Source organism: Serratia sp. NA_112.1 (assembly GCF_052691715.1).
Window position 1 is genome coordinate 451,327 of the sequence record NZ_JBQZFO010000002.1, and the last position, 23,094, is coordinate 474,420.

Genomic DNA, 23,094 nt, shown 5'->3' on the forward strand with positions numbered 1-23,094 from the left:
TGCTTATTCGCTGGAGGAACCATGTTATATCAACTGAGTGTGATATTTATTTTGGCGCTGATGCTGGTAGTTATTGCCCGCCGCGCTGCACTGGCGGTGGGGTTAGTGGATAAACCCAATGCCCGTAAGCGCCATCAGGGGCATGTACCGCTGGTCGGTGGCATTGCTATCTACCTTATCATGGCTCTGGTGACTTTCTGGCAACCGGACTGGTTGCCGCACAGCACCACCTATCTGTTGTGCGTCACCGCATTAGTGATGCTGGGGGTGCTTGATGACCGTTTTGATCTGCCGGTGGCGCCGCGCGTCATTGTGCAGGGAGGGATCGCGCTGGCGATGATGCTGGCGGCAGGGATGCAACTCTCTTCATTGGGGTTCCTGTGGGGCCACCAGGAGTTGCTGCTGGGCTATGCGGCGTTGCTAATCACGCCGTTGGCGGTCTGGGGGGCGATCAACGCCTATAACATGGTTGACGGTATCGACGGTCAGCTTGGCGCGCTGTCCTGTGTCACCTTTATGGCGTTGGCCATTTTGTTCGGGCTGGCCGGGCATGAGGCTCAGGCCTGGTGGTGTCTGAGCCTGATAGCGGCCCTGGCGGCCTACCTGCTGTTCAACCTCAGCGCATTCGGTGCGCGTAACAAGATTTTCATGGGTGATGCCGGCAGCATGGTGATTGGTTTCAGCGTGCTGTGGTTGTTGATTGTCGCCACCCAGGGTGAGGACGCGGTAATACGACCAGTGACCGCACTGTGGTTAATCGCCATCCCGCTGATGGACATGGTGACCGTGATGGTGCGCCGTTTGATGCGTCGCCAGAGCCCGTTCAAGGCCGGACGCGATCATCTGCATCATATTCTGATGCGCCGTGGCCTCAATGCGCGTCAGGCACTGGGGATGAGCTGCATGTTGGCGGTCACTCTGGCCTGTGTCGGCATCTGTAGTGAAGTGCTGCAGTCACCGGATCACCTGATGCTGCTGGCCTTTGTATTTTGTTTCTTCGGTTATTTTGCCCTGTTGCACGAACCGCGCCAGGCAAGAATCTTTACTGATAATCCTACCGCCGATCGTTAATCCCCAACGGGCTGCAAAGGCGGCCCGTTTTCTCACGGTACCGTTATGAACCTTCATTTGCCTCATTGGATGCCACTGGTGCTGTCCAGCGTTTTGCTCAGCGGTTGCACTGCCTTTCCGGGTTCTCACCTGCCGACCCATGGCAAAGACGTCGTGACTCAGCAGGACGAAGACTTCGATTTGAACAAGCAGGTCCAGGTGTATCGCGTTACGCCGCTGCTATTGCAAAAAATGCGCCGGGTAGAGCCGGTGGCGCGGCCAAATCTGGCGCTGGACCAGCGTCTGCAAAGCTATCAATACCGTATTGGTATCGGTGATGTGCTTAACGTTACCGTCTGGGACCACCCGGAACTGACCACCCCGGCAGGGCAGTACCGCAGCGCCAGCGACACCGGCAACTGGGTACATGCCGATGGCTCGATCTTCTACCCCTACATCGGCCGGGTGAAGGTAGCAGGTAAAACCGTTAGCGAAGTGCGTAACCAGATCGCCGGACGATTGGCGACCTATGTGGAAAGCCCACAGGTCGACGTCAGCATTGCCGCATTCCGCTCGCAGAAAGTCTATGTGACCGGCGAAGTGAAAACCTCCGGGCAGCAGGCGGTGACCAACGTGCCGCTGACCATTCTTGACGCAATCAACGCTGCCGGCGGGCTGACCGATAATGCCGACTGGCGCAACGTGGTGCTGACGCATCAGGGCAAAGAGCAGCCGATTTCCCTGCAGGCGCTGATGCAGCGCGGCGATATCAGCCAGAACCATCTGCTGGAGCCGGGCGACATCCTGTATGTGCCGCGTAACGACGAACTGAAAGTATTTGTGATGGGAGAGGTTGGCAAGCAGTCGACGCTGAAAATGGACCGCAGCGGTATGACGCTGACCGAGGCACTGGGCAGTTCCGAAGGGATCAGTCAAACGGTGGCCGACGCCACCGGCGTGTTCGTGATCCGCCCGAATGGCGGCAAACAGCCGCAGCGGCTGGCGTCGCTGTACCAGTTTGACCTGTCTGATGCCTCCGCGCTGGCAATGGGCACCGAATTCCAGTTGGAACCTTACGACGTGGTGTACGTCACTGCGGCACCGATCGCGCGCTGGAACCGTTTGATCAGCCAGTTGGCACCCACCATTTCCAGCTTTAACGACCTCAGCGAGGCCACGTTGCGGGTCCGTAATTGGTAATCCCGTAACGGTGACTTAAGGAATACTGATGATGAAGAACAACGCATTGCCGATTGTGATGGCTGAACAGGACGACAAACTGGAATGGGAGCGCCTGATTGGCCCACTGTGGGATAACCGCTGGCGCATTCTGCTGGTTACCGGCGTGGCCGGTATTCTGGGCTGCGCTTATGCGCTGATGGCGACGCCAATCTATCAGGCCACGGCTCTGGTGCAGGTGGAAAAGCAGCTCTCGGGTGATTCACTGCTGCGTGAAACGCTGGACAGCTCTATTGGAGGCTCCATCGGGCAGAACTCGGCGACTCAGGACGAAGTTTCGCTGGCGAAATCGCGCTACGTGATTGGCAAAACCGTCGACGATCTTGGTCTGACTGTGCGTATCAGCCCGCACTACTTCCCGCTGTTTGGCAAGGGTATCGCCCGTCTGAGCGGTGAAACGCCGCCGGTGCTGAACATCTCCGGCATGAAGGTGCCGGCTGTCATGCAGGGCCAGGAACTGACCCTGACCGCAGAGGATCAACAGCGCTACAGCCTGAGCCATGACGGCAAAAAATTGTTCAGCGGCAGCGTTGGGCAAGCCCTGCAGCAGGGCGGTTGGGCACTAAATGTGACCGCGCTGGAAGCCCTGCCTGGCACAACCTTCACCCTAGTTAACGTTCCGCGCCAGAAAGCGGTGGATGAGCTGCGCAACATGCTCGACGTCGCCCCCGGTGGCAAGGAAAGCGGCATCATGACCTTTAGCCTGGCGGGGGAGGATCCGCAGCGTGCGGAGGCGGTGCTAAAAAGCATCACCGACAACTACCTGCAACAGAACGTGGATCGCAAAACCGAGGAAGCCCAGCGTATGCTTGCCTTCCTGCACGAGCAGTTGCCGCGTACTCAAAGCTCGCTGAACAAGGCCGAAAATCAACTTAATCAGTTCCGTCAGCAAAACGACTCGGTGGATTTGTCGCTTGAGGCCAAATCGGTACTGGATACCCAGGTTCAGCTTGAAGGCCAGTTAAATGAGCTGACCTTCAAAGAGGCGGAAATCTCCAAGCTGTATACCCGCGTGCATCCAGCCTATCGGGCACTGTTGGAAAAACGCGCCACGCTGAACGCGGAAAAGAGCCGCCTGGGCAAGCAGGTACAAAACTTGCCGAAAACCCAACAGGAAATTCTGCGCTTAACCCGCGACGTGCAGGTGGATCAGCAGGTCTATATGCAACTGATGAACAAACAGCAGGAATTAAGCATCAGCAAGGCCGGCACGGTGGGCAACATCCGTATTATTGATGAGGCGGAAACCGGTCTGCGTCCGGTGCAACCGCAAAAAATGATGATCGTTTTATTCGCTCTGTTGATGGGGGGCGTGCTGTCAGCCTCTTGGGTGGTGTTGCGTGCCGCGCTTCACCGTGGCATCAGTGACACCGATACGCTGGAAAAGCGCGGCATCAGCGTGTATGCCACGGTGCCGCTGTCGCCATGGCAGCAAAAGCGTAATCGCACCCAGCAGCAGTTGTTGACCAAAAGCAGCAGCGGCAAGCTGCCAATCCTGGCGCAAGAGCAACCGGAGGATTTATCCGTCGAGGCTATCCGCAGCCTGCGGACCAGTTTGCACTTCGCCATGATGGAGGCCAAAAACAATATTCTGATGGTTTCCGGTGCCAGCCCCGCCAGTGGCAAAAGCTTTACCAGCACCAACCTGGCGGTGGTGATCGCCCAGGCAGGGCAGCGGGTGTTGTTGATCGACGCCGACATGCGCAAAGGCTTTTTGCACCGCTGGCTGAACAACAACGCCAAAGACGGGCTGTCAGACATGCTGTCCGGGCTGATCGCACCTGCTCAGGCGGTGAAGAAAACCGATATCGCCAATCTGAACTTTGTGCCGCGCGGTCAGGTGCCACCGAATCCGTCTGAACTGCTGATGCATCAGCGCTTTGCCGACTTCCTGCGCTGGGCAGGGCAAAACTACGATCTGGTACTGATCGATACGCCGCCGGTACTGGCGGTGACCGACGCCGCCATTGTGGGTCATCATGCCGGTACGGCGCTGATGGTGGTGCGTTTTGAGGCCAACACCGTCAGACAGATTGAGACCAGTATCCGTCGTTTCGAACAGAACGGCGTGACGATTAAAGGGGTGATCCTCAACGGCATAGTGAAGAAAACCGCCACCGATGCCGATTACTATGCCTTTGCTTACCCCAGCTACCAGGAAAAGGTTCAGTAACCGCATGAAAGCGATGCTGATGAACTCCCTGTGGTTGATGTTGGAACGGGTATCGCTGAGCCTGTCAGGCATTTTTGTTTCGGTGTACGTGGCGCGCTACCTGGGGCCGGCGCAATACGGGCTGATTAACTACCTGCTGTCGGTGATCGCCATTGCCGTACCGCTGGTACAGCTGGGGGCCGACGCGGTGTTGTTTAACCGTGTCGCCCGGCGACGGCACAGCGGTATCCGGCTGATGCTGGCCTCAATGCGCCTACGTCGACAGTTGTTTGCGCTGATCGCCGTGCCGCTGATGGCCTGGGCGCTGCTGACGCAGGATCGTACCAGCCAGATCATGATGGCGTTAATGCTGCTCAGCGCTTATTTCTCGGTGCAGGACGTTTATAAAATCTATTACGACGCCCTGCTTAAATCGAAGTTGAACACGATGATCAACAACCTGGCGCTGTTGCTGTCGATCGTGGTTCGGCTGGCGCTGGTGCATGTCAAATTGCCGCTGGAGTGGTTTGCCGTGCCTTATGTGTTGAGCAGCCTGATCCCTTACGCGGTGCGCTGGGTGCTGTTTCGCCGAGAGCGCAGTGGGCTGCGGCCTATCGGCAGGCGTCATCAACGGCGTTACGGATGCTACCTGTTAAAAGTGGGGTTGCCGCTGGCGGTTTCGGGCTTGTCGATAGTTATCTACACCCGTATCGATCAGATCATGATCGGTAATTATCTGGGCGAGCATAGCGTCGGGTTGTACAGCGCCGCCATCACCCTAAGTCAGGGCTGGATCTTCGTGCCGATTGCGCTGATCACCTCGATGATGCCGGGAGTGGCGAATGCCCGCACCCAGGTCGAAAAGGAAGCTCGCATCCGGCTGTTGTATCTGGTGGTGCTGCTGCTTTCGATGCCGGTGATTTTGCTGCTTTCGCTGCTTCCCGGGCCAATAGTGGCGCTGATGTTTGGTGACAGCTACCGTGAAACCGCCACTATCCTGGCGTTGTGTTCGGTGACTTCGTTGTTCTCGGTCATGGGCACCGTGTCCTATCGGGCGATTGTGCTGTTTGGCGGTTACCGATTTATCGCGATAAAAATGCCGCTGGCCGCCTTGGCCAATGTGTTGATGAATCTGGTGTTGATCCCGCGTTACGGCATTGCGGGCGCGGCGGTTGCAACGCTGATCACCGAGTTTATTTCATTTTTTGTACTTAATGGTTTTTTCAGAAGAGGACAAATTACCCGGCTGCAGGTCACCTGCTACCGTTGTTTACCTCAACTAATAGGGAAGGTGCGAGAACTTTATGCTAAATAATCTGGTGGAGGGTTTTTACCGTAATATACCCGATGCACTATATCATCAGTTAAAGTACGCATTATTTTTTCGCAAGATGCCGCATTTGGCCAGGCCGGTGGGGTATAGCGAAAAACTGATGCGTAGAAAAGTCTATCCCCTGGCAATGTACACGCAATTGTCCGATAAGTATCAGGTGCGGGAGTATATTAAAAAACTGTGGGGGGAAGAGTACCTGATTGAACTTTACGCACAGGGAAAAGAATTGACTGAGGAGATGTATGAGGCATTGCCTGATGCATTCGTTATTAAGGCCAACCACGGCAGTGGTTATAATAAACTGGTGTTTGATAAAAGCCAGACCAGCTTTAATGAATTAAGAGTTCTGACCAACAGTTGGTTGCGACAGAATTTTTATCAGGTTTACCGAGAGCGCCACTATAAAGATATCCCCCCCCGTGTGATGGTGGAAAAAATGTTGCTGGAAGACGGCAAGACGCCGAATGACATCAAGATCCACTGCTTTAACCGCGGCGGCGAAGTGCGCTTTTTCATCCAGATTGATTACCAGCGTTTTATCGATCACCGGCGTGATTTTTTTGACGCCGACTGGAACCGCACCGAAATCCGCCTAGGCGTGCCCAACAGCGAGGTGCCGATGGATAAACCCTGCCGGCTGGAACAGATGCTGGCACTGGCACACCAGGTTGCCGAGCAATTCTCTTATGTACGTGTCGATTTTTATCAGGTGCAGCAACGTATCTATTTTGGCGAGCTGACATTCACCCCAGGGGCCGGTCTGCAAAGGCTGACGCCAGAAACCATTGAACAGGAGTGGGGAGGTTATTTCCAGGAGTAGTTGAATAACCGGTAGGCTGCGCGGATTTTACCCGCGTCAGAACGGGGGGTAATAACCGGACAAGGATATTCTGGGATAACAAACTATTCCGTTGGCAATAATGCTGTTTTGCCAAATGATAATATATTGTTGAGGTAATAAATGGACTTATCGATTGTCATGCCCGTTTTTAATAACTCAGCCAGCTTGGCCGCTACATTAGTCAGGATGACTAATGCCTGCCTGGGGTTCGATTATGAAATTATCGTGGTTGATAATGCTTCCGACCAACCAGAGCTGGATAATATGCGCGGCTTATTGGCCGCCAACAGCCGAGCACGATTACATGAAAATAAAGTTCGCAGTAATACGGCTTTTTCCTGTAATACCGGTTTTCGTCTGGCGCGTGCGGAAGTGGTTTTCTTTCTGGAGCCGGAGGACTCTTTTAGTACCAACTATATTATCCGTCGCCTGGAACGCCATCAGGACACCCGGCTGGACATTATTTTTGGTAATTACGCCACGGTGAGTGACAAAAATATTCGCAGCTATCGATTTGATTACAAGGAGGGGGTGGCGGGGGCAGATTTTTTATTTCTCGACATGGGTGATATTCGTACCTCCACCATCAGCCTGCGTAAAAAAGCGGACCGACGGTTTTTATTCCCGGAGTTCCTCTACAAGTACCAGGACTGGGGGTTTTTGGTCAACGCCACCAATCTGGGAGCCAAAGTGGCCTTTGACGAAGGGCTTGGGGTGTTCATCCGCTGCGGGGATGTCGATACGGATCGTTGCCGGATGAACCTCGACGACAGCGAACAGTTTATTGATGCCTATCTGAACGCCAGTGGCCGTTACATCAGCGGGTTTGCCTGCAAACACCTGCTGGCCTCGCTGTACAGCGAAAACCTGCAGGCTTTCAACTATTACTCATCGCGTACGGAACGCCAGGCTCTGAGCAGCAAGTTCAGGGCGATCAAACTGTACGGCGACTGCCTGGCCAGATTGGGGCTGTTTCCGTTGGGGGGGCGTCTGTTGCGCAGCGCCCGCGAGGGATTTCGGAGATGACATGCAGCAAAGAAAAGTAGCGATTGTGATTGAGAACATCGCCGAAAAAGGCGGTACCGAGCGGGTCGCCAGCAGCCTGGCCAATGCGCTGGCTACGCGTCTGGGGCATCAGGTGGATCTGGTGTCGATCAGCGGTGACCGGGCGTTTTACCCGCTGGACTCTGCGGTGAAGCTGCGCTTTATGCCCGGCAGAACGCTGCTGTGGCCCTGGCGGTTGGCGTGGTTTCTGCGGCGTGGCCGTTATGACGTGATAGTCACCGTTTCGATGGGGAAACTCTCGGCGCTGATGGTGCCCTACCTGCGTTTACTCTGTCCGCATAGCCGTCTGCTGCTGAGTGAACACGTCAGCTTCCATCAATATGCCTGGCCGATGAAGTGGCTGAAGGTGCTGGTTTATCGGTTAGGCGACCGCACGGTACTGCTGACGAAAAAAGATCTGGCCACCATCAGCCGCTGGGTGCCGGAACGCAAATGTCAGGTGATCGAAAACGTTTCACCTTTCCCGGTGCAATCGCCGCAGCCAAAGTTGCAACAGCCGGTGGCGCTGGCGGTCGGTCGGCTGTGCCATCAGAAAGGTTTTGATCGCCTGATTGCCGCCTGGCAACGGGTGGCACGGCAAACGGCGGGGTGGCAACTGCATATTGTCGGTGATGGCCCGGATCGCGTCGCGCTACAGCAGCAGATTGACGCCGCCGGATTGACTGAACAGGTGAAGTTGCTACCGGCGACCGCGGATATTGCCAGCCACTATCGTCAGGCGGCAATGCTGTTGATGACTTCGCGTTACGAAGGGCTACCGATGGTGTTGATTGAAGCCATGAGCTTCGGTCTGCCGCTGGTGGCGTTTGACTGCCTGACCGGGCCAGCCGAGCTGATCGTTGACGCGAGGAATGGCTATCTGGTGGCAGAAGGCGATATCGAGGCTTTCAGCCAACGCACGCTGGCGCTGATCGACGATGGTGAATTACGGCAGCGCTTTTCTATGCACTCGCTGGAGCGGGCGCAGCAGTTCATCCCTGAGCGGATTTATCCCCAATGGCAACAGCTTATCGCTGGAGGTTAAGATGGAAAAAGTTTCAGTTATCATGCCGGCCTACAACGCCGCAGGCTTTATCAAACAGTCGATCCTCGGGGTACTGAACCAGACCTATCAGGATTATCACCTGTATGTGATCGACGATGCCTCCACCGATCAGACCGCTGAGGTGGTGAAACCCTTTATTCACGATCGTCTGACCTACATTCGCAATAACACCAACCAGGGCGTGGCCGAAACCCGCAATATCGCGATTGAAGCGGCGCGCGGCGATTATATTGCCTTTTGCGACAGCGATGATGTCTGGCACCCCAACAAGCTGGCGCGTCAGGTCGGCATCCTGAAAACCGACCGTTATGACGTGGTGTGCTCACACTATTACACCTTTGAAGATGACCCAACGCGGGTGAAAAATTACCGAGGTTCCGGGGAGATCATCGCCTACCGGGACATGCTGAAAAGCAACTGGATCGGTAACCTGACCGGGATGTACAACCAGCGCCAGGTTGGCAAGGTGTACCAAAGCAAGGTCGGGCACGAGGACTATGTGATGTGGCTGTCGGTGCTGGAAAAAGCGCGCAACCATTTGGCGTATTGCATACCCGAGCCGCTGGCCTTTTACCGTCTCTCTGCGCAGTCACTATCCGGCAATAAAATTCAGGCGGCCGACTGGCAATGGCAGATTTATCGCCGTCATCTGGGGCTTTCCTACCAGAAGTCCTGTTACCTGTTCTTCTCTTATCTGTACAACGCGGTGATGAAAAGACAATGAAACTCAGCAAGTTAACCACCGCCTGCCTGCTGCTCGGTTCCGGTCTGGTCAATGCTGCCCCCTGCAGCAACAACCTGGTACAGGATCCTGGGTTCGAGCAGGGAGGCTCTGGCTGGTCACTGGCCTCGTCACAGGTGGTGGCGGGCGGTCACGGCGGCCAGAGCAGCCTGTTCTATCAAAATCACAACCCCGCCAGTTACCACAACATGCTGCAGACGCTGTCGGTTAAACCGGGCCAGCAGCTGGCTTTTGGCACCTGGGTGCGCGGTGAGAACCTGAAGGGCAAGGGGGAGGATCAGGGAGCCGGGGTATTTATCGAAAGTTATGACAGTCAGGGGCGTTTTTTGGCTGGCAGCTATCCGCAGGGCCTGCTGGGCACCAGCGGCTGGCAACCGGTCACGGGCGGTTTTCGGGTACCGCCGCGCGCGGTAAAGGTGGTGCTGGGCGTCTATCTACGCCGAGGGACCACCGGCAGCGCCTGGTTTGATGATGTCTATGCCTGTCAGCAGCCGGTCGCGCCGGAGCTATACCAGATGCGCAGCGGCCAGGGGACGGCATCGAGCCTGATTGAAGTGGTTGAGCCGCAGCAGGTGCAGGTGGACAGCACGCTGGTCGACGACAAAAACACCGCCGTGAAGTACGACAGCCGCCGTTATCGCATTAGCGGGCAACAGCAGGTGGAGTTCCCGCTGCCTACCGGTCTTGCCGCCGGGGAGTATCGCCTGCAGCAGCAGGTGACGGACGTGGCTTCCCAGCAGAGCCAGCGCAGTGAAATGCCGATCAGTGTCGGTCGCGAACAGCCCAAAGTGGCATTGGACGCGCAGGGTTATACCCTGAAACAGGGCGAGCGTTTCTTCCCGCTCGGTATTTATATGTACGGCGAGATGGTGACGGATGAGCATCTGGCGCGCATCCGCGATGCCGGTTTCAACACCTTGCTCAATTACAACTACGGTACCGGTCGCGATCCCGATAACTATTTCCGCAAAACCCGGCAGTACGGCTTGCAGGTGATTTTCTCGCTCAAGGACATGTATGTCGGTACCCGGTTCGCGCCGGAAACCAAATTGAGCTATCCGCAACTGACGGCGAACTATGTGGAAAGGTTCAAACACCAGCCGAACCTGCTGGCCTGGTATATCAATGATGAACTGGGGCCGGAATACGTGCCGCAGATCGAGCAAAAGCATCTGCAGGTAAAACGCCTGGATCCGGATCACCTGACGTTCCAGGTGCTGGACAAGACCGGCACGCTCAACGCCTATTTCAACAGTTCGGATGTGCTGGCCAGCGATCCTTACCCGGTCGGCAGAGACGCCGATCTGACGCGGACGCTGGAGTACAGCCGCATTACCAGCCAGGTCGCGCGGCAGGTCAAAGGGGCCTGGCTGGTGATGCAGATTATGGATCACGCCGCTTATGCGCCGGGGCGTAAACCGCGCCAACCGACGGAGGCGGAGATGCGCAATCAGGCCTGGTTGGGGCTGATTGGCGGCGCGAAGGGCATCCTGTTTTATTCCTACACCGACTTGTTCTACAAGCGTCAGCGTGGCGGTTTTAGCCAGCAGGAGTTTGATGCTATCTGGCACGGTGTGGCCAGCGTGGCGCAGCAGATTGTCAGCTTTAACCCTTACCTGCTTTCCGGCGAAAGCACCCTGTTGCAGGGCAACAATACTGCCATTCCGGCCAGGCTGTTTATCAACGGCGAGCAGGGTCTGGTGCTGATCGCCAACCCTTACTATCGGCCAATGTCGGCGCGCTTTGACCTGCCGACCGGCTGGAAGGTGCAGGGGCAACGGCAGATTGAGGCCCAATTGCCGTCGATGGGCAGTCGGGCGGTGTGGGTACAACGTCAAAAAGAAAACCGAGGATAACCGATGATGAATACCACTCTGAGCCTGATTATTCCGGTGTATAAGGTTGAGGCTTATATTGAGGCCTGCCTGTGCTCAGTGCTGCAACAGCTGCCGGACTGGGCGGAAGTGATCATCGTGGATGACGGCAGCCCGGATGACGCTATCACCATTGCCGAAGAGGTGCTGTGCCGCTATCCGCAGCACAAACTGCAGGTCAGTATTCTGCGTCAGCAAAATCAGGGGCTGAGCGAGGCGCGTAACAGAGGCATTGCCCATGCGCAGGGCAGCTATGTTGGCTTTCTTGACTCCGACGATGTGCTGCTGGAAGGGTATTTCAGCATTTTGGGGCGCTTGCTGGCCGATAACCCGCGGGCAGACATCGTGGCCTTCAACGCCCAGCGTTTCTCGACGGTCAACAACGGCAAAATCCAGTCGGACGGCACTATGGCTATCGTGCCCGGCAATGCCGCCCCGCAGCAGCGTGATGCTCACATGGCGCTGCTGGCGGACAGCTTCAACCGCAGTATGTGGTTTGCCTGGGCGCGTATTTACCGCAAGACGCTGTTCGATCAGGCGCGTTTCCCGGCGGGACGCAATTTCGAAGATATTCAGTTGGTCCCGCAACTGTACCTGAAGGCGGAACGTATTGTGGTCTGCGACACGCCGCTGGTGGGTTACCGGGCCAACCCCAATGGCATCACGCGTGCGCCCAAACGACGCGATCTGGATGACCTGGATTACGCACTCGACGGTGCCGACACGGCACGCCGGGAGGGGATGGGGCACGGGCTGTACTCGGTACTCTTCGTAACCACGCTGAAGGCGCGTTTGCTGGTCGGGCTGGACTTTTTCGGGCTGCGTGATGCGCTGCGCGAAACCCGCGAGCTGAAACGTCGCTACTCCGGCCTGCGAGCGGAGGAGCGCAAAATGCTGAGCCGCAAGAACCGGCTGTTCTACCGCAGCCCGCTGGCTTACTACCTGATGGCGCGGCTGTATAACCTGCGCGGATAGCGGCGCATCTATGTCAATTGGGGCAAATCTATACCCAAGATAATTGGAGTGGCATCGCGGCGGCAACCAAACGCATCCCCGGGAGCGTACAAGTAGTACGTGACCGGGGTAAGTGCGGGCGGCCAACAAAGATGCAGCTTCAAGTATGCAGGGTGTATTCGCCCCCTACAGGCAGAATCAAATTATGAGTACTACCGTTAGCGTCATCATACCCACCTATGGCCGCAGTGAACTGTTGGTACGCGCCATCGAGAGCGTGCTGGCGCAAACCCATCGTCCGCTGGAAATTATCGTGGTGGATGACAATGCGCAGGGCGATGCGCATCGCCTGGCGACCCGTGAACGCCTGGCTGCTTATATCGAGCAGGGGCAGATCATTTACTCCCCACGTCGCCACAACGGCGGCGGCGCGCAGGCGCGTAACAGCGGGATCCTGCGCTCTAGTGGCGAATACATTACCTTTCTGGATGATGACGACTACTACCATCCGCAGAAAATCGCCCGGCAATTGGCGTTTATGCAGCAGGGCAGTTACGACGTCAGCCTGTGCGACATGGATATTCTCAAGGACGGGCAGATCAGCACCGAGCATTATTACCGGGCGCGTTGCGCAGGGCTGGAAGACTTTATGCTGGCCGGCGTGGCCTACACGCCGATGATCATGCTGCGGCGTAGCATGGCCATTGCGGTGCGCGGATTCTTTAATACCCCGCGCTATCAGGACCATATCTTCCTGTACCGGCTGTTGGCAGCCGGGGCGAACATCGGCACGTTGCATGAACGCCTGGCAGTGCACAACGATCATGACGGCGAACGCATCACCTCCAGCCCGAAAGGCATCCTGGGTTACCGCAATAAAATGCAGTTTGAAAAGCGATTGATGCCGCAGATTTCGCCCCGGGCGCGCAACATCATGCGTCTGCGCCACACCTGCATTAACTCGCGCATCATTGCCGACGGCAGGAGCCGTCTGGCCGGGGTGTTATACGGGCTGAAGGGGATTGTCTACGTTAATAGCGGGCTGATGGCAGGGGTGTATATGAAAAATATCATCCGCAATGTGTTTTTCCGTGGCGTGCCATTCTGAATTACGAAATTAGTCAGGTAAACATCTCCCTCTCTCCGGCCCTCTCCCACATGAGAGGGGATTATTTAGCCAGAGGATGATTATGCGCTTTGAACGTTCTACGCTGATTGGCGGCGTGCTGCTGCTGACGGTACCGTTGTTTGCCTTGCTGCACAGCATTGGTACGCTGCGGGCGGGAAAGAAAAATACGGTGGCTTATCTGCTGATTGCGCTGTGTTTTTTCTTCTTCTTTATTAAAATCCCACCATTGGCCGATCTCTACCGTCACTTTGCCAACTATGATGCGATTAACTCGGCCACCAGCCTGGGTGATGTTATTCAGGGCAAGGTGGACGTGGTACTGTACGCCAACTTTTATATTTTCAAAAAGCTGACTATCCCTTTTTACGTCATTCCGGGGCTGTACGTTGGCCTGTCGGTTTACTGCTATCTCGCTGCGCTCAATATTGTCATGCTGCACGCCGGCAAGGCGTTTTCACCTCGGCAGTTTGTCTTGCTGCATCTGGCGGTGCTGTTTCTGATCAACCCGTTTATCATCGGTATGGGGCTGCGTTTTGGCTTCTCGATGGCGGTGATGACGTTGGCTATGGTGCTGTTTTGCCATAAACAGAATCGGCCGCTGGCCGCCGGCCTGATGTTATTCGCCATGCTGACCCACTTTTCCAGCATGCTGTTGGTCGGGGTGTTTTTGTGCAGCCGGGTAATGCGGCTAAACCGTTTGCTGACGGTAGTGTTTAGCGCCATTGCGTTGCTGACCGCCAAGTTCGCACTGCCGTTTATCCTTTCTCATATTACGATTTCTGGCATTAACAGTTACTCCGACGTCTATACATCCGGTATGTATGCCAGCGATTACCTGACCTCCGGCAATGCCAATGGGATGATTAACTTCCTGATCGTGCTGTTCCCAGCGCTGTTTCTCGGGGTCTTCATGTTGGCGAACCCGATGCGTAACCAGGTGGGGGACATCAAAAACACCGCAGCCTGGCTGGTGGTATTTGTGTTCCTGTGTTCCAGTTCGTTGCAGGCGGCCAGCCGCTATGCCAGCGTGGCGTCGGTATTCCTGCTGTTTTACTACGTGGCTCATCAGGGCTCGTTCATTCGCGGCAGGTTTAACTACTTCTTCTTGTGCTTTATGCTGATGGCCACTGGCTATAACCTGATCGAAAACATCTATGTCCCACGTCGGCCGATCATGCTGGGCCAAATGTGGCAGTCATTCTATAAAACCCCGTTGTTGAACCTGTTCTACGGCGAACAGGAGTATGAGCAATATCTGCGGTTTATTAATCGCGACAGCGGCGAGTGGATCGGTCATGAAATGGATGCAGGCTAACGCACTTCTGCCTCCACTAACATCAACATAGCAGCCAGGGATGCGGGCGCGATCCGCATCCTACCCCCAAATACCCCGGCTGACTTCGCAGTACATCCCGCCGAATATCTAAGTCATAATTTCTATCCTATTTTCAATTAATTAACGCCATTTTTTGCTCTGACACTTTAGGGGTAGGTGCGTCGCTGTCGCCGTTATTCTCTCTTCGTTCTCTTGATCGCAATCAATTTGCCCCAGTTCTGGCCTCAGTAGGCTGGCGGCAGATTGAGCAATGTCACTTCATATAACAATGAAAGTCTTCAGGAGAATTCCGGATGAGCAAGTTTCTAGACCGATTCCGCTATTTTAAGCAGTTGGCGGAACCCTTTTCTGGCGAACATGGCCAGACGCTGAACACCAACCGCGACTGGGAAGACGGCTACCGCAGCCGCTGGCAGCACGACAAGATTGTGCGATCCACCCATGGGGTGAACTGCACCGGCTCCTGTAGCTGGAAGATATATGTGAAAAACGGCCTGGTGACCTGGGAAACCCAGCAAACCGATTATCCGCGTACCCGCCCGGACTTACCCAACCATGAACCTCGCGGTTGCCCACGTGGCGCCAGCTACTCCTGGTATCTGTACAGCGCCAACCGACTGAAATACCCATTGATGCGCAAACGCCTGATCAAGCTGTGGCGTGAGGCCAAGGCGTTGCACAGTGACCCGGTCGATGCCTGGGGCTCGATCGTCAACGATGCCGAAAAATCCAAAAGCTACAAGGTCGCGCGCGGACGCGGCGGCTTTGTTCGCTCCAGCTGGCAGGAGGTAAACGAACTAATAGCCGCTTCCAACGTCTACACCGCCAAAACCTTCGGCCCGGATCGCATTATCGGCTTCTCACCGATCCCGGCGATGTCGATGGTGTCCTACGCCGCCGGTGCCCGCTATCTGTCGCTGATTGGCGGCACCTGCCTGAGCTTCTACGACTGGTACTGCGATTTGCCGCCGGCCTCGCCAATGACCTGGGGCGAGCAGACCGACGTGCCGGAGTCCGCCGACTGGTACAACTCCTCCTATATCATCGCCTGGGGCTCTAACGTGCCGCAGACGCGTACCCCGGACGCCCACTTCTTCACCGAAGTGCGCTACAAAGGCACCAAAACCGTGGCGGTGACGCCGGACTATGCCGAAGTCGCCAAACTGTGCGACCAGTGGCTTAATCCGAAGCAGGGCACCGACAGCGCCATGGCGCTGGCAATGGGCCACGTGATGCTTAAAGAGTTCCATCTGGATCGTGAGGTGGGCTACTTCCGTGACTACGTGCGTCGCTACACTGATATGCCGATGCTGGTGATGCTCGAACCGCGCGAAGCAGGCTATTACGCCGCCGGGCGTCTGCTGCGTGCCGCCGATCTGGTGGATGGCCTGGGGCAGGAAAACAACCCTGAGTGGAAAACCGTCGCCATCGATCAGCGCAACGGTGAGCTGGTGGCGCCGCAGGGGTCGATTGGCTTCCGCTGGGGCGAGCAGGGCAAATGGAACCTGGAACAGCGCGCCGGTGAAGACGGGCAGGAAGTCGAGTTGCAACTCAGCCTGCTGGGCGCACATGACGAAGTGGCCGAAGTCGGCTTCCCTTACTTTGGCAGTACCGAGAGCGAGCATTTCAACAGCGTGGCACTGGACGAGATCCTGCTGCACAAGCTGCCGGTCAAACGCCTGCGTCTGGCGGACGGCAGCGAAGCGTTAGTGACCAGCGTTTACGATTTGACCCTGGCCAACTACGGCCTCGATCGTGGTCTGAACGATGCCAACTGCGCCACCGACTATGACGACGTCAAAGCCTATACCCCGGCCTGGGCCGAGCAGATCACCGGCGTCTCACGCCATAACATTATCCGGATCGCCCGTGAGTTTGCCGACAACGCCGAGAAAACTCATGGCCGTTCGATGATTATCGTCGGTGCTGGTGTCAACCACTGGTACCACATGGACATGACCTATCGTGGCCTGATCAATATGCTGATCTTCTGCGGCTGCGTTGGTCAGAGCGGCGGCGGCTGGGCGCACTACGTCGGCCAGGAAAAACTGCGGCCGCAAACCGGTTGGCTACCGCTGGCGTTTGGCCTCGACTGGCAACGTCCGCCGCGCCATATGAACGGCACCTCGTTCTTCTATAACCACTCCAGCCAGTGGCGTTATGAAACCGTGGGCACCGAAGAGCTGCTGTCGCCGTTGGCGGACAAGACCCGCTTTAGCGGTAGCCTGATTGACCTCAACGTGCGCGCCGAGCGCATGGGCTGGCTGCCGTCGGCACCCCAATTGGGCACCAACCCGCTGCATTTGGCGGCGCAGGCGAAAGCCGCCGGACAGTCGCCACTGGACTTCACCGTCGAAGGGCTGAAAAAAGGCAGCCTGAACTTTGCTGCCGAGCAGCCGGACAACCCGCAGAACTTCCCGCGTAATCTGTTCGTCTGGCGTTCCAACCTGCTGGGCTCATCCGGCAAGGGCCACGAGTACATGCTCAAGTACCTGCTGGGCACCGAAAACGGCATTCAGGGCAAAGATCTGGGCCAGCAGGGCGGCACCAAACCCGAGGAAGTGGAATGGCTGGATAACGGCGGCGAGGGCAAGCTGGATCTGGTGGTGACGCTCGATTTCCGCATGTCCAGCACCTGCCTTTATTCCGACATCGTGCTGCCGACTGCCACTTGGTACGAAAAGGACGACATGAATACCTCGGACATGCATCCGTTTATTCACCCGCTGTCGGCGGCGGTCGATCCAGCCTGGGATTCGAAAAGCGACTGGGAGATTTATAAGGGCATCGCCAAAGCCTTCTCCGAGGTGTGTGTCGGGCATTTGGGGCAGGAAACCGACGTGGTGACGTTGCCTATTCAGCATGACTCGGCCGCCGAGCTGGCGCAGCCTTACGGCGTCAAAGACTGGAAAAAAGGCGAGTGCGATCTGATCCCCGGTATTACCGCGCCGCATATCTTAGTGGTAGAGCGTGATTATCCGGCCACCTACGAGCGTTTCACTTCGCTGGGGCCGTTGCTGGATAAGCTGGGCAACGGCGGCAAGGGCATTAGCTGGAACACCCAGACCGAAGTCGACTTCCTGAAAAAACTTAACTACGTGAAGGCTGATGGTCCGGCTGCGGGGCGGCCGAAGATTGAAACCGCCATCGATGCCGCTGAGGTGATCCTGACGCTGGCACCGGAAACCAACGGACAGGTAGCGGTCAAGGCGTGGGACGCGCTGGGCAAGATGACCGGCCGCGATCACCGCCATTTGGCGCTGAACAAGGAAGACGAAAAAATCCGCTTCCGCGATATTCAGGCCCAGCCGCGCAAAATCATTTCCAGTCCGACCTGGTCAGGCCTGGAAGATGAACATGTGTCGTATAACGCCTGTTATACCAACGTGCATGAGCTGATCCCATGGCGCACCCTCAGCGGCCGCCAGCAGCTGTATCAGGATCATGAATGGATGCGTGCCTTTGGCGAAAGCCTGCTGGTGTACCGCCCGCCGATCGACACCCGTGCCGCACAGCCGTTGCTGAACCAGAAGCCGAACGGCAACAAAGAGAAGGCGCTGAACTTCCTGACGCCGCACCAAAAATGGGGCATTCACTCCACTTACAGCGACAACCTGCTGATGCTGACCCTGTCGCGCGGTGGGCCGATCGTCTGGATGAGTGAAGAAGATGCCAAAGACTTGGGGATTGAGGACAACGACTGGATCGAAGCCTTTAACGCCAACGGTGCGTTGACGGCGCGGGCGGTGGTTAGCCAGCGCGTTCCGGCCGGTATGACCATGATGTACCACGCGCAGGAACGCATCGTGAATATTCCCGGTTCGGAAATCACCAGCCAGCGCGGCGGCATCCATAACTCGGTGACCCGCGTCTGCCCGAAACCGACCCATATGATCGGCGGTTACGCGCAGTTGGCCTACGGCTTTAACTATTACGGCACCGTCGGCTCCAACCGCGATGAGTTTGTGGTGGTACGCAAGATGAACCGCATCGACTGGTTAGACGGTGAAGGCAACGACGACTCGCAGGGTAGCCAGCAGGAGAAAGCAAAATGAAAATTCGTTCACAAGTTGGCATGGTGCTGAACCTGGACAAATGCATCGGTTGCCACACCTGTTCGGTGACCTGTAAAAATGTCTGGACCAGCCGTGAGGGCATGGAATATGCCTGGTTCAATAACGTGGAAAGCAAGCCAGGCGTGGGTTATCCGCACGCCTGGGAAGATCAGGAAAAATGGAAGGGCGGTTGGATCCGTAAAATCAACGGCAAGCTGGAACCGCGCATGGGCGGCCGCGTCGGTCTGCTGTCGAAGATTTTTGCCAACCCGGACGTTCCGGCGCTGGACGACTATTACGAGCCGTTCGACTACGACTACCAGAACCTGCATACCGCGCCGCAGGGCAAGCAACAGCCGATCGCCCGACCGCGTTCGCTGATCACCGGCCAGCGCATGAAGAAGATTGAAAATGGCCCGAACTGGGAAGAGATCCTCGGTGGTGAATTCTCCAAGCGCTCGAAGGACAAAAACTTCGACAATATGCAAAAGGAGATGTACGGCCAGTTCGAAAACACCTTCATGATGTACCTGCCGCGCCTGTGCGAACACTGCCTTAACCCGGCCTGTGTCGCGACCTGTCCGAGTGGCGCTATCTACAAGCGTGGCGAAGACGGCATTGTGCTGATCGATCAGGATAAATGCCGCGGCTGGCGCATGTGCCTGACTGGCTGCCCGTACAAAAAGATCTATTTCAACTGGAAAAGCGGCAAGTCCGAGAAGTGCATCTTCTGCTATCCACGCATTGAATCCGGCCAGCCGACGGTGTGTTCGGAAACCTGCGTGGGGCGTATCCGTTATCTGGGAGTGCTGCTGTATGACGCGGACCGCATCGAGCAGGCGGCAGCGGTCGAAAATGACAAGGATCTGTACCAGAGCCAACTGGATATCTTCCTCGACCCGCATGATCCGGCGGTGATTGCCCAGGCGTTGGCCGACGGCATTCCACAAGGGGTGATCGAGTCCGCCCAGCAGTCGCCGGTATACAAAATGGCGATGGACTGGAGGCTGGCGCTGCCTCTGCATCCGGAATATCGCACGTTACCGATGGTGTGGTACGTGCCGCCATTGTCACCGATTCAATCCGCCGCCGATGCCGGTGAGCTGGCGCACAGCGGCGTACTGCCGGACGTGGAAAGTCTGCGGATCCCGGTGCAGTACCTGGCCAACCTGCTGACCGCCGGTGATACCGCGCCGGTGCTGTTGGCGCTCAAGCGAATGCTGGCGATGCGCCATTACAAACGGGCAGAAACCGTTGACGGCGTGCTGGACACCAGTGCACTGGAACAGGTGGGGCTGACCGAAGCGCAGGCGCAGGAGATGTATCGCTATCTGGCGATCGCCAACTACGAAGATCGCTTTGTGATCCCGTCCAGCCACCGTGAACTGGCGCGTGAAGCCTTTCCGGAAAGCAAAGGCTGTGGCTTTAGCTTTGGCGACGGCTGCCACGGCAGCGACGGTAAATTCAACCTGTTCAACAGCCGCCGCATTGACGCTATTGATGTGAGCCAAAAAACGCCGCGTCAGGAGGATGCCTCATGATCAGTCTGAAAGTGATTGCCCGCCTGCTGGATTACCCGGAGCAGGCGCTGTTTGACCATCAGCAGGCATTGGTCGAAGCACTGGAGCCGGCCAGCGAGCTGGATTTGCACCACAGTGCGCAACTGATCCTGTTTATTCGCCGTTTTTGCGCTCGCCCGTTGCTGGATGTGCAGGCCGAATACTGCGAGCTGTTCGATCGGGGGCGCGCCAGCTCACTGTTGTTGTTTGAGCATGTGCACGGCGAGTCGCGCGATCGCGGCCAGGCGATGGTCGATTTGATGGCGCAATACCGCGAAGCCGGGCTGGAGATCGACAGCCGCGAACTGCCGGATTTCCTGCCGCTGTATCTGGAGTATCTCGCCAGCCGCAGCAAGGATCAGGCCGTCGAGGGGCTGCAGGACATCGCGCCGATCCTGGCGCTGTTGGGTGCAAGATTACAACAGCGGGAAAGCCCGTATGCGGTGCTGTTTGATCTGCTGCTGGCGCTATCTGGCAGTGGGGTTAAAAGCGGGAGCCTGGAGAGTCAGGTTGCAGGTGAGGCCAGAGACGATACTCCACAGGCGCTGGATGCGGTATGGGAAGAGGAACAGGTGCGATTTATTTCACAGGGCAGTCTGGGTGAGCAGGGCTGTGCCTCGGCGCAGCAGACGGCGCACCAACGCCGCTTTGCCGGCGCGGTGGCCCCACAATACCTTGACCTGACGGATGCGCTAACTGGAACCAAAGGAAGCTAATCATGCAATTTTTAAATCAGTTCTTTTTCGATATTTACCCTTATCTGGCGGGGGCGATATTCCTGATCGGCAGTTGGTTGCGTTACGATTACGGCCAATACAGCTGGCGTGCCGGATCCAGCCAGATGCTGGATAAAAAGGGCATGCGGCTGGCCTCCAACCTGTTCCACATCGGCATTCTGGGGATCTTCGGCGGGCATTTCCTCGGCCTGCTGACGCCACACTGGATGTATGAACCCTTCTTGTCGATTGAAGTGAAGCAGAAGCTGGCGATGATCGTCGGTGGTGTCTGCGGCGTGATGACACTGATCGGTGGGGCGATGTTGCTAAAACGCCGTCTGACCAACCCACGGGTACGGGCGACCAGCAGCTTTGCCGATATCATGATCCTGACGCTGTTGGTGGTGCAGGTGTGTCTGGGTCTGCTGACCATTCCGTTCTCCGCCCAGCATATGGACGGCAGCGAGATGATGAAGTTGGTGGGCTGGGCACAGGCGGTGGTGACCTTCCACGCTGGTGCATCAGAACATCTGGTGGGGGTTGCACCTATCTTTAAACTACATATGGTGCTGGGCATGACGCTGTTCGTGCTGTTCCCGTTCTGCCGCCTGGTGCATATCTGGAGCGTACCGGTGGAATACCTGACCCGTCGCTACCAACTGGTGCGTAACCGCCGCTGATTGACAGGCCGCCACTTTGCGGGTGGCGGCCCGATTAAAGGTTAAATGTCATTATTTTTTATCTATTGCATTTTGACGTCCTCTTCAAAAATAATTAAAACGTAAATAATTTTAATTAAAATCATATCAATTTGTTGTTTTATTGCATTTCTTCCATTTTATGCATAATTAACTCTTATGTTTAATTGTGGGGTTTCATTAATGAACTGCATCTTTTTTACCCGGCAGATAGAAATAACACCGAATTTACGCGTTAGCGATTTGCAAAGGCACGCCAACCAATATCTGCGTTACAACAATATTAATGATATGGCGCATTCTGGTCCTGCAACCATCGAGTGGTTCTTGAATCGGGCAAATGCGTTGTTCAAACGAAACTGTGCTGACGGGGGGGAGGACAGAAAGTTGCGGGTGTTTTATTACTCGCTGCTCTGCAAAACGACAGGGGAATCGGATGAGCAGGCGTTGCCGGTTTATGATTTTCTCAATGTTGAAGTACAGCCCGGCGGGCAACAGTGCTATGGCGTGATGTTCTCCTCGCAGATGCGTGAGTATTATCGCGATCGTTTGGAGAATGGTCTGGATACGTCGAAAATTCCGGTCGATCAGGCGTTCTTCAAGTCTATTTTCCGTAAAGATTCGCCGACGACCGGCATTCTCGACAGCTATCCGGTAATAATGATCCCACGCAGTCAGGATGAGAGTAAGCCCTCTCTGACTCACATTTATCTCAGCAGTCTGGGATTGAACTCGCAGCATGTTCAGCCGGCCGGCAGTGATTACCCATTCCGTTTTTATTATAAAGATCAATTAGCAACATTGGATCCCGTCGCCTTGGCGGCAATCGCTGCGTGTGGGCAGGCGATGTTTGAAATTATACGTCCAACGTTGTATCCATTGGCGCAGGCAGATAAACCGCAATTTGATATGAAACATTTAATCGATGTTAAGTGGGAACAACATAAAACGGCGCGTAAATGGGTTGCGGAACATCAATCGATGGTCAACGAGTTGATGGCGTTGCACGGTATCAAATCAGTGCCTGAATAGAACGTGTCTGGCATTTGGGATGATCCTGCTCAGACGCTTGAGTGACTGAAAAACGGCATATTGCCGCTTGACGATGCCGCCGGCAAATAACGCCGGCGGCATACTATGGCTTGGCAGCTCAATGCGACTTCATGCCTGCCGCGGTCATCAGCAGGCGGAACAGCGAGGCGACCAGGAACAACCCCAGCACGCTGGCGCTCCAGATGATCACCAGCCAGACGACGCGTTTCCACCAGGGAGTGGATGCGGTTGCGGTTTTATCGTGCATGTTCTC

At 56.1% G+C, this 23,094-nt stretch carries 18 protein-coding genes; 17 read left to right on the top strand and 1 reads right to left on the bottom strand.

Annotation, left to right across the window (positions count from 1 at the left end):
* The first annotated feature begins 21 nt into the window (after nucleotides 1-21).
* The 17 genes from wecA (at nucleotide 22) to ACUTQ5_RS06550 (ending at nucleotide 22,820) form a co-directional block, all read left to right on the top strand.
* Nucleotides 22-1,071, top strand: a complete 1,050-nt coding sequence (wecA, locus tag ACUTQ5_RS06470) for a UDP-N-acetylglucosamine--undecaprenyl-phosphate N-acetylglucosaminephosphotransferase (protein WP_445650568.1) — start codon at nucleotides 22-24, stop codon at nucleotides 1,069-1,071.
* Nucleotides 1,072-1,116: 45 nt separating this feature from the next.
* Entirely contained in the window at nucleotides 1,117-2,250 is a 1,134-nt protein-coding gene (locus ACUTQ5_RS06475; protein ID WP_218216627.1) for a polysaccharide export protein, read from the top strand.
* A 28-nt stretch (nucleotides 2,251-2,278) separates the two neighbouring features.
* The gene (locus ACUTQ5_RS06480) at nucleotides 2,279-4,462 is read left to right on the top strand and encodes a polysaccharide biosynthesis tyrosine autokinase (protein WP_445650569.1); all 2,184 of its coding nucleotides are present in this window, start codon (nucleotides 2,279-2,281) and stop codon (nucleotides 4,460-4,462) included.
* A gap of 4 nt (nucleotides 4,463-4,466) precedes the next feature.
* Complete coding sequence (locus ACUTQ5_RS06485) at nucleotides 4,467-5,756, top strand: flippase (protein ID WP_445650570.1); 1,290 nt, start codon at nucleotides 4,467-4,469, stop codon at nucleotides 5,754-5,756.
* Nucleotides 5,746-6,594: an ATP-grasp fold amidoligase family protein gene (locus tag ACUTQ5_RS06490; protein ID WP_445650571.1), complete on the top strand. Its 849-nt coding sequence runs from the start codon at nucleotides 5,746-5,748 to the stop codon at nucleotides 6,592-6,594. The genes ACUTQ5_RS06485 and ACUTQ5_RS06490 overlap by 11 nt, the downstream gene beginning before the upstream one ends.
* A 141-nt stretch (nucleotides 6,595-6,735) precedes the next feature.
* A complete protein-coding gene (locus tag ACUTQ5_RS06495) occupies nucleotides 6,736-7,641 on the top strand; it encodes a glycosyltransferase family 2 protein (RefSeq protein ID WP_445650572.1) in 906 nt (301 codons plus the stop codon).
* A 1-nt stretch (nucleotide 7,642) separates the two neighbouring features.
* Entirely contained in the window at nucleotides 7,643-8,704 is a 1,062-nt protein-coding gene (locus tag ACUTQ5_RS06500) for a glycosyltransferase family 4 protein (RefSeq protein WP_445650573.1), read from the top strand.
* Between the two features lies 1 nt (nucleotide 8,705).
* Nucleotides 8,706-9,449 carry a glycosyltransferase family 2 protein gene (locus ACUTQ5_RS06505; RefSeq protein WP_135344187.1) on the top strand — a complete coding sequence of 248 codons (744 nt, stop codon included), beginning with the start codon at nucleotides 8,706-8,708 and terminating at the stop codon, nucleotides 9,447-9,449.
* Nucleotides 9,446-11,323 carry a carbohydrate-binding protein CenC gene (locus ACUTQ5_RS06510; RefSeq protein WP_445650574.1) on the top strand — a complete coding sequence of 626 codons (1,878 nt, stop codon included), beginning with the start codon at nucleotides 9,446-9,448 and terminating at the stop codon, nucleotides 11,321-11,323. The genes ACUTQ5_RS06505 and ACUTQ5_RS06510 overlap by 4 nt, the downstream gene beginning before the upstream one ends.
* 3 nt (nucleotides 11,324-11,326) lie before the next feature.
* Complete coding sequence (locus ACUTQ5_RS06515; RefSeq protein ID WP_445650575.1) at nucleotides 11,327-12,316, top strand: glycosyltransferase family 2 protein; 990 nt, start codon at nucleotides 11,327-11,329, stop codon at nucleotides 12,314-12,316.
* A gap of 184 nt (nucleotides 12,317-12,500) precedes the next feature.
* Complete coding sequence (locus ACUTQ5_RS06520; protein ID WP_445650576.1) at nucleotides 12,501-13,403, top strand: glycosyltransferase family 2 protein; 903 nt, start codon at nucleotides 12,501-12,503, stop codon at nucleotides 13,401-13,403.
* A gap of 82 nt (nucleotides 13,404-13,485) precedes the next feature.
* Entirely contained in the window at nucleotides 13,486-14,739 is a 1,254-nt protein-coding gene (locus ACUTQ5_RS06525; RefSeq protein WP_445650577.1) for a hypothetical protein, read from the top strand.
* A 314-nt stretch (nucleotides 14,740-15,053) separates the two neighbouring features.
* A complete protein-coding gene (locus ACUTQ5_RS06530; RefSeq protein ID WP_445650578.1) occupies nucleotides 15,054-18,815 on the top strand; it encodes a nitrate reductase subunit alpha in 3,762 nt (1,253 codons plus the stop codon).
* Nucleotides 18,812-20,356, top strand: coding sequence for a nitrate reductase subunit beta (gene narH / locus ACUTQ5_RS06535; protein ID WP_445650579.1), 1,545 nt, complete (start codon nucleotides 18,812-18,814; stop codon nucleotides 20,354-20,356). The genes ACUTQ5_RS06530 and narH overlap by 4 nt, the downstream gene beginning before the upstream one ends.
* Nucleotides 20,353-21,090 carry a nitrate reductase molybdenum cofactor assembly chaperone gene (narJ, locus tag ACUTQ5_RS06540; protein ID WP_445650580.1) on the top strand — a complete coding sequence of 246 codons (738 nt, stop codon included), beginning with the start codon at nucleotides 20,353-20,355 and terminating at the stop codon, nucleotides 21,088-21,090. Before narH ends, narJ begins: the two co-directional genes overlap by 4 nt.
* A 2-nt stretch (nucleotides 21,091-21,092) precedes the next feature.
* Entirely contained in the window at nucleotides 21,093-21,770 is a 678-nt protein-coding gene (narI, locus tag ACUTQ5_RS06545; protein WP_445650581.1) for a respiratory nitrate reductase subunit gamma, read from the top strand.
* Nucleotides 21,771-21,971: 201 nt separating this feature from the next.
* Nucleotides 21,972-22,820, top strand: a complete 849-nt coding sequence (locus tag ACUTQ5_RS06550; RefSeq protein WP_445650582.1) for a hypothetical protein — start codon at nucleotides 21,972-21,974, stop codon at nucleotides 22,818-22,820.
* Nucleotides 22,821-22,938: 118 nt separating this feature from the next.
* Here the strand turns inward: ACUTQ5_RS06550 and ACUTQ5_RS06555 are convergent, their stop codons facing one another.
* The gene (locus tag ACUTQ5_RS06555; RefSeq protein ID WP_445650583.1) at nucleotides 22,939-23,088 is read right to left on the bottom strand and encodes a DUF2474 domain-containing protein; all 150 of its coding nucleotides are present in this window, start codon (nucleotides 23,086-23,088) and stop codon (nucleotides 22,939-22,941) included.
* Nucleotides 23,089-23,094: the final 6 nt, after the last annotated feature.